Below are 13712 nucleotides of genomic sequence, written 5' to 3' on the forward strand. Positions count from 1 at the left end.
AAGCCCGTCGCCACAGAGACAGCGGTATAGCCCTTTGGCTGGCATTATGTTCACGGGCCGCCATGATAGGCGTGCTGTTTGTTACAATTTATGTAATTAAATCAACTTAATTTGGTCGGTCGCGTGCTTGGGAAGCGCTTCGCGGTGCGCGTCATGGATTGAACCCGGGGGGCGAAAGCCGCTCCTCGGTCAAACCGCGGGGTGTTCTCTGCTTGTTTGGAAAGCAGGTCCCGGGCAAGAATGTGGTGGGAGCTTGGGGCGTCCCGCCTACCCTACACACCCCGGCCCGGGCGCCTAGCGAATTCTTCCTCGTGGCAAAAGACGCCCTTTCAGGTTGGGCAAAAGGGCCGAGTGCATGATTACCGAGCAGCGGGGGTAGCCGGCTGATGTGTCACCAGAAGAAAGAGGGCGGGCATCTGATCAACCCGGACGCGCTCAGCTCGAATCGCAAGTTTGTTTTGCAGCGCGCGGGAACCGACCCGAGTCAGTACACGTTCTTCCGTTACGGTCACAACTTTGGTGAATGACCCACGGAGGATATTCAAATGAACATCAAAGTGCTCAGTATGGGCGCAATTGCGCTCGCAATGATGGGTAGTACTGCAATAGCTGCTTCTACGAGCGGCGGCACGTCAGCACTCGATGACCCGGCCAAGATGTCGCCGTTCTTCACCGATGCCGGCATGAAGTCAATGAAATCCGAAAAGGATTTCAAGACCGCGTGGACGGCCATGAAACCCGATGAGCGTAAGGCGGTGCTGAAAGACTGCGGCGATGCCGCTGTTAACAAGTCGCACGCAGAGTTCTGCGCGATGGCAAAGAAGATGGGTGGCTAACGTTTGACGTTTGCGGGAAGGCCCGGTTCGATCATCCAGAGTGTCAGTCCAGATGAATGAGCCGGGCTCGCGCCTCATTAGAGTCGCGACCGCAACACGCCCTGCCGATCATCCGCACCCAGTTCATGGTGCCGTTCGCTTTTTTCCCCAGCCAAGGCATTTGGTGATCGCGCCTAAGTGCCGTTGGTCCATCATGCCCACACGGCCGAACCGCCGCTGCCGTACCTCTTGGTGATGTTTATCGCATCGACGGTAATAGCAGCCATCTGCGAGGAACTAGTGTTGTTGGACGTTGTTCGAGGAACTTCGGCACGCCGGCGCGTAGAGCGTATCGAAGTACGTCTTCAGGTACGCCTTGAACTGCGTTAGCGTGGTGTACTTGGGGATGTTCGAGGTCGTACTGTCACCGATCCAAATCCTGTCAGCGTCAGTCGCGTGGCTTTGAAGTAGCGAGGATGCCAGCCTTGATATTTGCCGACCTTGTTGTCGAGAAGCCCGGCGTCTCGCTGGGAAACAGTGCGGCAAAGCTTCGCCTGTTGGCGAAGCGCCAGACAGCCGAGAATGAGACAGCCGGGAATGCGGCGCAGCCCTGGATGATGGCGAATTTCAGAACACAATCGGCGGATCGCTCATAGCAACCGCAACATAGCCCTTCCATAAGTCGGGCACGCGTCTTGCCGTCACCCTTTCGGATGCGCGTGTCGGGGTGCCGGCCTGGGGCTCGCCGCTTCAGGTCCGTTCGCCGCTCGCGCGGCAAGGCGCAGCGCTCTCAGCCTGGCTGTCTTTTCCTCGCGGGCTGCCCGCTCTGCATCGATCAAGATTTGCGATTCACGCTTGGCGCGCTCGTCACGCTGGGTGTCGACTTTTGCACGAACCATGTGCCGCTACTCCGTCCTGGGAGGCACCGTTTTCGGAACAATCGCCGCCTCCATCATCCTCAAGCCTTATGGTGCAGCGTTGCGGGGGGTGCGACGATTACAAATGATAATTGGGAAACGTTTGTCATCGGTGCTCGGGCTGGAAGCTGTCAGTCACACCACCTGGAAGAGACGACAAGCGATGCCTCGAAGATAGGCGTCCTCGTCGCGTACCTTGACAGTGATGGCCGTATGATCATTCTCGATCATCTCGTCGCGGACGATGTCGGGCAGGGTGCGGATCGCTTCGCGCCGCATGCGCTCGCGGGTTTCGAAGACCGGCCGTCATCGTCCATCGTCAGCCCGTCGCCACTGTAGAGATCGAGATAATGTCTTGGCATGGTGCGGCTGGACCTCAGGCTGACGGGTTTATGAGATTCGACCGACAATTCGCGGGCCGGGTGGTTGTTCCATCAGCGGTGGTGTTTGCCAGCGAATAGCGCACTCTAACGAATGTTAATGCCCGCCATCGCCCGAACACCCAGTGCTTGCCCCAAGGCGTGGTTGCGCGCCGCAATCCACCAGATCCAAATCGAAACGCCGGCTCGCTGACGGCGACGAGGCGGCAAAACCTTTATGAAATTTCTATTTCTTTCCGCCTCGCGCCGTCTCGAACCTTTATGGCGATCGGGCCCATATTCCCCTTGAGAAAAACGTCGGACGTGGCCGCCACTTGAAGTGCGGCGCACTGTTTCGACGTGGGTGCCGAGCTGGCCAGGCTAGGGCGAAGTAGAAAAGTGGAAGCAAGGAACAAGCACAATGGACGTCGTTTTTCTGGGGATGGGGATTTTGTTTTTTGCCCTGTCCTTTGCCTACGTCAAAGCCTGCGATGGAATTTGAGCTGAAGGACCGGACCATGCTTTTCGATTACATCCTGGGTGGCGGCGTGACGGTGTTCCTGCTCGCCTACCTGACCTACGCGCTCGTTCGTCCAGAACGCTTCTGAAGGCACGGAAAGCCACAGCCATGACACTGAACGGTTGGATACAGATCCTGGTCTTTTGCGGGATCATCGTTTTGCTTGTGAAGCCGCTTGGCTTCTATATGCACCGCGTCTTCAACGGTGAGCGCACGCCGCTTTCACCCATCTTCGGCCCGCTGGAGCGCGGGCTCTACCACATTTGCGGAACCAGCGAGCGAGAAGAACAACACTGGGCCGCCTATGCGGTGGCCCTGCTGCTCTTCAATCTTGCCGGCTTCCTGGTGCTCTATCTCCTGCAGCGCCTGCAAGGCAGCCTGCCCTACAACCCCGCAGGCATGAGCGCGGTGGGCCCGGCGCTTGCGTTCAACACGGCCGCCAGCTTCGTCACCAACACCAACTGGCAGAACTACGGCGGCGAAAGCACGATGTCGTATCTCGTGCAGATGGCCGGCCTGACGGTCCAGAATTTCGTTTCGGCGGCAACCGGCGTCGCGATCGCGATCGCGCTGATCCGAGGCTTCGCCCGCGCCTCCGGCAGATCGATCGGCAACTTCTGGATCGACCTGACCCGCTGCACGCTTTACGTGCTCTTGCCGGTCTGCATCGTGCTGACGCTGGTCTATGTCTGGCTCGGCGTGCCGCAGACGCTTGGGCCATATGTCGACGCCACCACGCTGGAGGGCGCCAAGCAGACGATCGCGCTTGGGCCGGTCGCTTCGCAGGTGGCCATCAAGATGCTTGGCACCAATGGTGGCGGTTTCTTCAACGCCAATGCGGCGCATCCGTTCGAAAATCCCGACGCGATTTCCAACCTGATCCAGATGGTGACGATGTTCGCGCTCGGCGCTGCTCTCACCAACGTCTTCGGTCGCATGGTCGGCAACCAGCGCCAGGGCTGGGCGATCCTGGCGTCGATGGGCGTTCTGTTCATCGCCGGCGTCGCCGTCTGTTACTGGGCGGAAGCCGCGGGCAATCCGCTGATGCACGCGCTGGGCATTGACGGCGGCAATATGGAAGGCAAGGAAACCCGCTTCGGCATCGCGCTGTCGGCGTTGTTCGCGGTCATCACCACGGCCGCATCCTGCGGCGCGGTCAATGCCATGCACGACAGTTTCACCGCGCTCGGCGGCATGGTCCCGATCATCAACATGCAACTCGGCGAAGTCATCGTCGGCGGCGTCGGTGCCGGTTTCTACGGCATCCTGATGTTCATCCTGATCGCGGTTTTCGTCGCCGGGCTGATGGTGGGACGCACGCCCGAATATCTCGGCAAGAAGATCGAGGCCAAGGAGGTCAAGATGGCGATGCTGGCGATCCTGTGCCTGCCGCTGGCGATGCTCGTCTTCACCGCCGCCGCGGTGGTCCTGCCGAGTGCCGTCGCGTCCATCGCCAATGGCGGCCCGCATGGTTTCTCCGAAATGCTCTACGCCTACACGTCGGCGGCCGCCAACAACGGCTCGGCCTTCGCCGGCCTCAGCGGCAACACGCCCTGGTACAACGTCACGCTCGGCATCGGCATGCTGATGGGCCGTTTCTTGGTCATCATCCCGGCGCTCGCCATCGCGGGTTCGCTGGCGGCGAAGAAAACCGTGCCGGCCTCGGCCGGCACCTTCCCGACCGACAGTCCGCTGTTCGTCGGGCTGCTGGTCGGCGTCATCGTCATCGTCGGCGGGCTGACCTTCTTCCCGGCGCTCGCCGTCGGCCCGATCGTCGAGCATCTGGCGATGATCCACGGGCAGACCTTCTGAGGCGGACATGTCCATGTTCAACATCAGACGTCCGAATGGCCGGCATCGGCCCGACGGTGAAGGTGAAAGGGGCGGCAAGCCTCCTCCCTTTCCGACGATGTCGACGTTCCTCGGACTTGCCATCGTCATGATCGCCCTTTGGTTGCTGGCCTACGGGCTTCCGCATCTTCTTCAGGCGCCCGATCGGTCGGTGCCGACCAACAACAGCGAAGCTGGAGCTTCAAGATGAGACACTCAAAATCCGCGAGCATCATGGATGCACGCATCCTGTGGCCCGCCATCGGCGGCGCATTCCGCAAGCTCGATCCACGCACTCTGGCCCGCAATCCGGTGATGTTCGTCGTCGCGGTGGTTACGGCGCTGACATCAGTGCTGTTCGTCAAGGATCTCCTCACCGGCGGTGGCGATCCGCGCTTTACGCTGCAGATCATCATCTGGCTCTGGTTCACGGTGCTCTTCGCCAATTTCGCCGAAGCCGTCGCCGAGGGGCGCGGCAAGGCGCAGGCGGATTCGCTGCGCAAGGCGCGCACCGAGACGCAGGCCAAGCTGCTGACCGGCGAGGACCGCACCAAGTTCCAGACGGTGCCCGGCACCAGCTTGAAGGTCGGCGACGCCGTGCTGGTCGAAGCGGGCGACATCATCCCATCCGACGGCGAGGTGATCGAAGGCGTCGCCTCGGTCAACGAGGCGGCGATCACGGGCGAATCCGCGCCGGTGATCCGCGAATCCGGCGGCGACCGCTCGGCGGTCACCGGCGGCACCCAGGTGCTGTCCGACTGGATCCGCGTCCGCATCACCGCCGCCGCCGGACACACATTCCTTGACCGCATGATCTCGCTGGTCGAAGGCGCCGAACGCCAGAAGACGCCGAACGAGATCGCGCTCAACATCCTGCTCGTCGGCATGACGCTGATCTTCGTGCTGGCCACGGCGACCATCCCGAGTTTTGCGTCCTATTCCGGCGGCTATATTTCGGTCACCGTGCTTGTCGCTTTGTTCGTGACCCTGATCCCGACCACGATCGGCGCGCTGCTGTCGGCCATCGGCATCGCCGGCATGGACCGGCTGGTGCGCTTCAACGTGCTGGCCATGTCCGGACGGGCCGTGGAAGCGGCGGGCGACGTCGACACGCTGCTGCTCGACAAGACCGGCACCATCACGCTCGGCAACCGCCAGGCGACCGAGTTCCGTCCGGTCAAGGGCGTCACCGAGCAGGAACTGGCCGACGCGGCGCAGCTTGCCTCGCTCGCCGACGAAACGCCGGAGGGCCGCTCGATCGTCGTGCTGGCCAAGGAGAAATACGCCGTCCGTGCCCGCGACATGGCGACGTTGCATGCGACCTTCGTGCCGTTCACCGCGCAGACCCGCATGAGCGGTGTCGACATCGACGGCTCCTCGGTGCGCAAGGGCGCGGTCGATTCCGTGCTCGCCCATGTCAACCAGTCGACCGTCGCTGCCAATGGCGCGCGCCCGAGCAGCGACACCGTGCGCGACTTGCAGGCGATTGCCGACGAGGTCGCAAAGTCCGGCGGCACGCCGCTGGCGGTCGAGCGGGACGGGCGCCTGCTCGGCATCGTCCACCTCAAGGATATCGTCAAGGGCGGCATCCGCGAGCGTTTCGCCGAGCTGCGCAAGATGGGCATCCGCACGGTGATGATCACCGGCGACAACCCGATGACGGCGGCGGCCATCGCGGCGGAAGCCGGCGTCGACGACTTCCTTGCCCAGGCGACGCCCGAGGACAAGCTGAAGCTGATCCGCGACGAGCAGGCCAGGGGCAAACTGGTCGCCATGTGCGGCGACGGCACCAACGATGCGCCGGCGCTCGCCCAGGCCGATGTCGGGGTCGCCATGAATACCGGCACGGTCGCCGCTCGCGAAGCCGGCAACATGGTCGATCTCGACAGCGACCCGACCAAGCTGATCGAGATCGTCGAGATCGGCAAGGCGCTGCTGATGACGCGCGGCTCGCTGACCACTTTCTCCATCGCCAACGACGTGGCCAAATACTTCGCCATCATTCCGGCCATGTTCGCGGTCTTCTACGTCGCGCCCGGCCAAACCACCGGTCCGCTGCAAGCGCTCAACATCATGCATCTGGCGACACCGCAGAGCGCCATCCTGTCGGCCATCATCTTCAACGCGCTGATCATCATCGCGCTGATCCCGCTGTCGCTGCGCGGCGTCAAATACAGGGCGATCGGCGCCGGTGCGCTGCTCAGCCGCAACCTCCTCGTCTACGGCCTTGGCGGGATCATAGTGCCGTTCGCCGGCATCAAGATAATCGACCTGGCCGTCACGGCCCTCGGCCTCGCATAAGGATCGTTCCGATGCTCAAGCAAATCAGACCCGCGATCGTCATGATCGCTTTCTTCACCGTGCTGACCGGCCTGGTCTATCCGCTGGGCATGACCGGAATCGCGCAGGCGCTGTTCCCGAAGCAGGCCAATGGCAGCCTGATCGAAAAGGATGGCAAGGTGATCGGCTCCGAACTGATCGGCCAGGCATTCGCCAGCGACAAGTATTTCCATGGCAGGCTTTCGGCCGCCGGCAACGGCTATGACGCCAGCGCCTCCGGCGGTTCCAATCTCGGCCCGACCAATCCCAAGCTGATCGAGCGCATCAAGGGCGATGCCGGGAAGCTGAAGGCGGAAAACCCGAACGCGCCGGTGCCGATGGATCTCGTCACGACGTCCGGCAGCGGCCTCGACCCGCATATCAGCCCGGAGGCCGCCTATTTCCAGGTGCCCCGCGTGGCCAAGGCCAGGGGCATCGACGAAGCCAAGGTCAAGGCGCTCGTCGACGGCCAGGTCGAAGGCCGGGAACTCGGTTTCGTGGGAGAGCCTGTGGTCAACGTGCTGGCGCTCAACATGGCGCTGGACGCCGCGAAATAGTTGATGGCAGGCGCCGGGGATCGACAGCATCCCCGGTGCCATACATGATCGGTTCCAATGCCGGAAGAGAGAAGCAGCGAAAACAGACCTTCCCCCGATGCGCTGCTCGAGCATGCCGAGCGGGAGGGGCGCGGCCGTCTGCGGATATTCCTTGGCGCGGCGCCCGGTGTCGGCAAGACTTACGAAATGCTGATGTCGGGTCGTGCCAGGCTGGCCGACGGCATCGATGTGGTGATCGGCGTCGTCGAGACGCATGGCCGCCGGGAAACCCAGGCCCTGGTCGAGGGTTATGAAGTCATTCCCCGCCGCAAGGTCCACTACAGGGGGCGTATTCTCGACGAGATGGACATCGATGCCATCCTCGCCCGGCGCCCGGCGCTGGTCCTCGTCGACGAGCTCGCCCACACCAACGCGTCCGGCAGCCGCCATCCCAAGCGCTACCTCGACGTCCAGGAAATCCTGGCGCGAGGCATCGACGTCTACACGACGCTCAACATCCAGCATGTCGAAAGCCTGAACGACGTCGTCGCCCAGATCACGCGGGTCAGGGTTCGCGAGACGGTTCCCGATTCCATCATCGACCAGGCCGACGACGTCGAAATCATCGATCTGACCCCCGATGACCTGATCAAGCGGCTGCAGGAAGGCAAGGTCTATTTCCCCAACACCGCGCAACGCGCCATCGAGAACTATTTCTCGCCGGGCAATCTGACGGCGCTGCGGGAGCTGGCGCTGCGCCGCACGGCCCAGCGCGTCGACGAGCAATTGCTCAACCACATGCAGGCGCACGCCATTTCGGGACCGTGGGCTGCCGGGGAACGGGTTCTCGTCTGCGTCGATGCGCGTCCAGGCGGTGCTGCCCGCATCCGCTACGCCCGCAGGCTGGCCGACCGGCTTCGCGCGCCATGGACGGCGCTTCATGTGGATACGCCTCGCTCGGCCGGCATGTCCGAGGAAGACAAGGACCGCCTCGCCACGCTGATGCGCCTTGCCGAGCAGCTCGGCGCCGAGGTGACGACCATTCCCGGCCAGAACGTCGCGCAGGACATTGTCCGCCACGCGACGGCGAACAACTTCACCCATATCGTGGTCGGCAGGCCGACCCGGTCGCGCTGGCGCGAACTGATCGAGGGATCGCTCACCTATGACCTGATCCGCAACGCCGGCGACATCAGCGTCCATGTCATTTCCGGGACCGAGCGGGATAGCGAGGCAAGTTCGAGAAGCGTCAAGGCGGCCGACGAGCAATGGCAATTCCAGATCCGGCCCTATCTCAAGGCTACCGCTTTTGTCGCCGGCTCGCTCGCTTTCGCCGTCCTGCTCGACCAGTTTCTCGACGTTCGCAACCTCGCGATCATCTTCCTCATCGGGGTGCTGACGTCCGCCGTCGCCGGTGGTCTCTGGCCGGCCCTGTATGCCTGCGTCGTCAGCGCCGTTGCCTTCAACTATTTCTTCCTGGAGCCGCGCTACACGCTGACGATCCGGGATCCGGAGAGCATTGTCGCGCTCGGCGTGTTCCTGGTCGTCGCCGTCATCGCCAGCGACCTGACGGCCCGCGTGCAGCGTCAGGCGGTCGCCGCACGCTCGCGGGCGCGGGCCACGGAAGACATCTATCTGTTCTCCAAGAAGCTCGCCGGCGCCGGTACGCTCGATGACGTTCTCTGGGCCACCGCCTTCCAGATCGCCTCGATGCTGAAGCTGCGCGTGGTGCTGCTTCTGCCCGAAGACGGCACCATAACCGTCAAGGCCGGTTATCCGCCCGACGACACGCTGGCCGAGGCCGACATCGCCGCCGCCCGCTGGGCCTGGGAGCACAACCGTGCCGCCGGGCGCGGCGCCGACACGCTGCCCGGCGCCAAACGCCTCTATCTTCCCTTGCGCACGGGGCGCACCGCGCTCGGTGTCGTCGGCCTCGACAATGACAAGCAGGGCCCGCTGCTGACGCCCGAGCAACAGCGCCTGCTCGACGCGCTGGCCGACCAGGCTGCGGTGGCGATCGAGCGCATCCAACTGGTCGCCGACGTCGACCGGGCCAAGCTCGCCGCCGAGGCCGACCGGCTGCGCTCGGCCCTGCTGACCTCGATTTCGCATGATCTGAAAACGCCGCTCTCGGCCATCATGGGGGCGGCCGGCACGCTCAAGGAATTCGCGCCTGATCTCCCCGAGCAGGACAGGGCGGAGCTTCTGTCGACGGTGATCGACGAGTCGGAACGGCTGAACCGCTTCATCGCCAATCTGCTCGACATGACCAAGATCGAATCCGGTGCGATGGAGCCGAACTGTGCCCTCCACTATGTCGGCGATATCGTCGGCACGGCGCTCGACCGCGCCCGCAAGATCACCAGCGAACACAAGATCACGGTCGATATTCCGCCTGACCTGCCGATGCCGAAGCTCGATCCCGTGCTGTTCGAACAGGTCCTGTTCAATCTTCTCGACAATGCGTCGAAATATTCGCCACCCGGCTCGACGATCGGTGTGCAGGGATGGACCGACAATGGGTCCGTCGTCGTGCAGATCATGGATGAGGGACCAGGCATTCCGGCGCAGGATCTGGAACGCGTGTTCGACACCTTCTATCGGGTGCGCAAGGGCGATCAGGTGCGCGCCGGCACCGGGCTCGGCCTGTCGATCTGCCGCGGCTTTGTCGAAGCGATGGGCGGCACGATCTCGGCCACCAATCGCAGCGACCGTCCCGGTGCTGCTTTCACCATCAGGATGCCGGTGCCGGCCGATATCGGCAATCGTGGTGACGGGCCCAGCGTGGGTCAGCTTTGATGACGAATTCGAATGTCAGGATACTGGTAGTCGATGACGAGCCGCCGATCCGCAAGCTGCTCCGGGTCGGCCTCGCCAGCCAGGGCTATGCGGTCAGCGAGGCGCCGAACGCCAAGGTGGCGATCGAACTGATGGAACAGGAAAGGCCCGACCTGGTGTTGCTCGATCTCGGCCTGCCGGGCATGGGCGGCCATGAACTCTTGCGCAAATGGCGTGACGAAGGCGTGGACGTTCCCGTCGTCATCCTCTCCAGCCGCACCGACGAGGCGGGCATCGTCAACGCGCTCGAACTCGGCGCCGACGACTATGTCACCAAGCCGTTCGGCATGAACGAACTGGTTGCGCGCATCCGCGTGGCGCTGCGGCACAAGTTCCAGCAACAGGGCGAGAAGCCGGTTTTCCAGAGCGGCGACCTCAGCGTCGACCTGGTCAAGCGCATCGTCAAGGTCGAGGGCAGGGAGATAAAGCTCTCGCCGAAGGAATACGACATCCTGCGCATCCTGGTGCAGCATGCCGGCAAGGTGCTGACCCACCATTTCATCCTGAAGCAGATCTGGGGGGATACCACCGACGTGCAGTATCTCAGGGTCTATGTCCGGCAGCTCAGGCAGAAGATCGAGAAGACTCCCGACCAGCCGCGCTACATCACCACCGAAACCGGTGTCGGCTACCGCCTGCGTGTCGATTGAGACGGCGCTTCGATTGACCCCAAGTCAGCCGGTGGCTTCCAGCGGCCGGTTCGCGGCCGCCGACATCCGGAGGGCGGCGAGACAGCCGAGCAGCCCAAGCGGCACGAAAGCAAGGAACAGCCAGCTCGCGACATTGGCCGCCGCGTCGTGGTTCAGTCCTTGCGAAAAATCACTGGCGTTGGCGACGATGCCGGCAAGGGCCGCACCCACGGCATAGCCGATGCGCTGCATGGTCGGCACCGCGGCCGAGGCGATGGTCTGCTCGTCGTCCGGGGCGGAGGCGACGATGACGCGGGTCAGGAATGGCCAGGCCACGCCGAAGCCGCCGCCTTGCAAAAGGGCGCAGACCAGGATCAGCGGGATCGAGCCCAGCGGTATCGTGTAGGCAAAGCCAGCTATGCCCGCGGCGATCATCAATGCGCCACAGACGATGATCAGCCGCTCACGCCGCGGCGGGGCGTTGGCGACGAGGATCGACAGGATCGACCAGGCGATCGATTCGGCGGCGATGATGTAGCCGGTGGTGAGCAGCGGAATGTCGTGCAGGCTGGTCAGCAGCAGGGGTCCGTAGACGCCGAAGGAGCAGGTCGCGATAGAAAAGGCGGCGACCATGGTCATGCCGGCGCCGACCGGTGTGCGCCACGAGAACAGCCGCGCCGGGAAAAGCCGCGAGCGCGGCTTCAGCCCGTCGATGTAGAAAAACAGCGCGAGACCCGCCAGGCCAAGCACGATCAGCAGCGAAGAGCGCAGCAGGGCGATATCGACGCCGGCCGAGGCGATCAGCACCACCGCGACGGCAAGGCAGCCGAGGGCCGCGAACGGAAAGGGCGGGGCCTTGCCCGCGCTTGTCGCGGGTTTCTTCGCCTCCGGCGTGTCGAGCACGAGGAAGCTCGCCAGCGCCATGGCGGTGCCGCCCAAGGTGAAGACGCCGAAGGCCCAGCGCCACGACAGGAGCTCGGTCATGATCGCGCCGAGCAGCGGGCCGCTGAACGCCGCGACGCCCCAGATCGCCGACATGATGCCGAAGAGCTGCGGCCAGATGGCGCGCGAAAACAGCCGCTCGACCGAGACGAAGGCCAGCGATACCAGCGCGCCGCCACCCAGCCCCTCGATCAGGCGGCCGGCAAGGAACAATTGCATGGACGGCGAGGTGGCGCAGATCAGCGCCCCGGCGGCGTAGAGCAGTGCCGCGACCACCATGGTGGTGCGCAACGCCACATAGCTCACCAGCCGTCCGGCGGCAGCACCGGCGACAATGGCGCCAAGCTCGTAGATTGCCAGGGACCAGCCGACGAGCTGCACGCCGGCCAGTTCTCCGACCATGGCCGGCATGACCGTCGCCACCATCGTCTCATTGGTGGCGTGCAGCAGGATGCCGAGACTGATGAAGCAGAAGCGCGCCAGGTCGCCGCTCGCCCACAAGGCGCGCCAGTCGACCCTGTTTGTGCTGATTTCAGTCATCTTCACCCCTGCCTCTGCATGTCTCGACGCCGGCGCATGGCACCAGAAGCCAGCAAGGCTTTCCGGCAGGACCATGCGCATCGGGATCGTGCGCCGCACCAGGCGTCGTTTGCCTGGGGCGGGCTTGTAGGACCTCAACCGCGCCTGAGCTCAAGCGGTTTTTTGAGAGTGCGTTCCGCGGCCGTCTCCCGCGATTGGCCGCGTTCGCGAAGCAATCAGTTCTCTGTGCTGCGCAGCTGGAACTGGCTGACGCCGATGGCGAGATTTATGCCGGTCTGGGTCTGCAGGCTGAGCGGTTGGAGGGTGAAGGCCTGCGAGGAGCCGCCGATCAAAAGATTGGCGCCGGCGCCGACGGCCGCCGTCACCTCGGCGCTAGCGCCGACATAGTCGCCCGCCAGCGCGCCGGGCGCGTAGATGTTCTTCAGCGGCGTCAGCACCAGCCATTGCATCACCGCCTGCTTCGTAGTGCCGATGTCGAGGCCGTATTTGTTGACGGCGCCGAAATAGGCTTCCGGCGCGAAGGTTTTGTCGGTCGGAGTGAAGGTGCAGCTCAGATCCTTGCTCGAGCCGAAAATGAAACCGGTGCCGCCTGATATGGCGCATTCAAGCGTGCCGAGCTCTATTCCGCCGTCCTCTGCTTGCGCCGCGCCGGCAAGCACGGTTGCGATCACGGCAGCGGCAATGGCTGTCTTCGGCATGGCGGTCCCCCCAAATCAAACGGCGCGGAACCATCCTATCCGGTTCCGCGCCGCAGGGTGAGGGATCGTGGAGCCTGCAGCCGTCCTAAGGCAATTCGGTAGGGATACCCGTTTCACACTTCTCCTGGAGTTGCTCCATCCACTCACTTGAGCGAATGGATCAGCTCAAGCGAGGTCACGGCCACGGCAAGATTGACGCCGGTCTGCGCCTGCACGCTGAGTGGCTCCAGCATAAAGGCGCTGTCCAAGCCGCCGACCAGCAAATTGGCGCCGCCGCCGGTGACGACGCTGGCCTCGGCGTTCACGCCATAATAGCTGCCGGCAAGGTCGCCGGCGTCGCGGGTCGCGGCAAGAACCGCCCAGACGAGCTGGCCCTGACGCGTCTTGCCGAGGTCGACGCCGAGCTTGGAGATGACGCCGGTGTAGATCTCCGACGGCCCATGATGGTGGGGGCGGAAGACGCAGGACACACCCTTGTTGGACGCCACGATGTAGCCGGTACCGCCATCGATGGTGCAGTCGAGCGTGCCGAGTTGCAGCTTTCCGGCACTGGTCGGAGCGGCAGCAAATACGGTCGTGGCGAGTGCCGCGGCGCAGACGAGTCTCTTGATCATGGGGGAGGGTCCTTTCGCAAAATGCTTTGAAATAACGGCTTGGGTGACCAGACCGTTCCGCCGAAAACTTGGCGCGAACAAGGCAAGGGTTAACGGCTTGTTGCGGGGGTTAACGCGCGGTTGCGAGATGGCGGCGATCTGCGGCAGCGCGTGTC

The 13712-nt window shown here is 63.6% G+C and carries 13 protein-coding genes; 8 read left to right on the forward strand and 5 right to left on the reverse strand.

The annotated features are described in order from the left end of the window. The first annotated feature begins 545 nt into the window (after window positions 1–545). Window positions 546–836, forward strand: coding sequence for a hypothetical protein (locus FJ934_RS10985; RefSeq protein ID WP_140609602.1), 291 nt, complete (start codon window positions 546–548; stop codon window positions 834–836). A 680-nt stretch (window positions 837–1516) separates the two neighbouring features. Here FJ934_RS10985 and FJ934_RS10990 read toward each other — a convergent pair. Together FJ934_RS10990 and FJ934_RS28350 are read right to left on the reverse strand one after the other, a co-directional pair. Next, the gene (locus FJ934_RS10990) at window positions 1517–1714 is read right to left on the reverse strand and encodes a hypothetical protein (protein WP_140609604.1); all 198 of its coding nucleotides are present in this window, start codon (window positions 1712–1714) and stop codon (window positions 1517–1519) included. A 153-nt stretch (window positions 1715–1867) separates the two neighbouring features. Further along, complete coding sequence (locus FJ934_RS28350; RefSeq protein ID WP_246671485.1) at window positions 1868–2011, reverse strand: hypothetical protein; 144 nt, start codon at window positions 2009–2011, stop codon at window positions 1868–1870. Window positions 2012–2609: 598 nt separating this feature from the next. Between FJ934_RS28350 and kdpF the strand changes: the two genes are divergently transcribed. From kdpF to FJ934_RS11030, 7 genes are read left to right on the forward strand one after another with little or no spacing between them, the layout of a single operon-like run. Beyond that, a complete protein-coding gene (kdpF, locus tag FJ934_RS11000) occupies window positions 2610–2699 on the forward strand; it encodes a K(+)-transporting ATPase subunit F (protein ID WP_140609606.1) in 90 nt (29 codons plus the stop codon). 20 nt (window positions 2700–2719) lie between these two features. Further along, complete coding sequence (gene kdpA / locus FJ934_RS11005) at window positions 2720–4423, forward strand: potassium-transporting ATPase subunit KdpA (protein WP_140609608.1); 1704 nt, start codon at window positions 2720–2722, stop codon at window positions 4421–4423. 7 nt (window positions 4424–4430) lie between these two features. Further along, window positions 4431–4652, forward strand: a complete 222-nt coding sequence (locus tag FJ934_RS11010; RefSeq protein WP_140609610.1) for a hypothetical protein — start codon at window positions 4431–4433, stop codon at window positions 4650–4652. Beyond that, a complete protein-coding gene (gene kdpB, locus FJ934_RS11015; protein WP_140609612.1) occupies window positions 4649–6742 on the forward strand; it encodes a potassium-transporting ATPase subunit KdpB in 2094 nt (697 codons plus the stop codon). The genes FJ934_RS11010 and kdpB overlap by 4 nt, the downstream gene beginning before the upstream one ends. A gap of 11 nt (window positions 6743–6753) precedes the next feature. Continuing rightward, window positions 6754–7317 carry a potassium-transporting ATPase subunit KdpC gene (gene kdpC, locus FJ934_RS11020; RefSeq protein ID WP_140609614.1) on the forward strand — a complete coding sequence of 188 codons (564 nt, stop codon included), beginning with the start codon at window positions 6754–6756 and terminating at the stop codon, window positions 7315–7317. 57 nt (window positions 7318–7374) lie between these two features. Continuing rightward, window positions 7375–10095, forward strand: a complete 2721-nt coding sequence (locus FJ934_RS11025) for a sensor histidine kinase KdpD (protein WP_140609616.1) — start codon at window positions 7375–7377, stop codon at window positions 10093–10095. Continuing rightward, a complete protein-coding gene (locus FJ934_RS11030) occupies window positions 10095–10784 on the forward strand; it encodes a response regulator transcription factor (RefSeq protein WP_140609618.1) in 690 nt (229 codons plus the stop codon). The genes FJ934_RS11025 and FJ934_RS11030 overlap by 1 nt, the downstream gene beginning before the upstream one ends. Before the next feature lie 24 nt (window positions 10785–10808). Here FJ934_RS11030 and FJ934_RS11035 read toward each other — a convergent pair whose 3' ends face one another. The 3 genes from FJ934_RS11035 to FJ934_RS11045 form a co-directional block, all read right to left on the reverse strand. Beyond that, window positions 10809–12245 (reverse strand): MFS transporter, encoded by a 1437-nt coding sequence (locus tag FJ934_RS11035; RefSeq protein WP_140609620.1) that lies wholly within the window; start codon window positions 12243–12245, stop codon window positions 10809–10811. Window positions 12246–12460: 215 nt separating this feature from the next. Continuing rightward, window positions 12461–12943 (reverse strand): DUF992 domain-containing protein, encoded by a 483-nt coding sequence (locus FJ934_RS11040; RefSeq protein WP_140609622.1) that lies wholly within the window; start codon window positions 12941–12943, stop codon window positions 12461–12463. Between the two features lie 143 nt (window positions 12944–13086). Beyond that, complete coding sequence (locus FJ934_RS11045; RefSeq protein WP_140609624.1) at window positions 13087–13557, reverse strand: DUF992 domain-containing protein; 471 nt, start codon at window positions 13555–13557, stop codon at window positions 13087–13089. Window positions 13558–13712: the final 155 nt, after the last annotated feature.

Origin of the sequence: Mesorhizobium sp. B2-4-12, assembly GCF_006441575.1 — a bacterium.
In the GTDB taxonomy this organism is placed as follows: domain Bacteria; phylum Pseudomonadota; class Alphaproteobacteria; order Rhizobiales; family Rhizobiaceae; genus Mesorhizobium.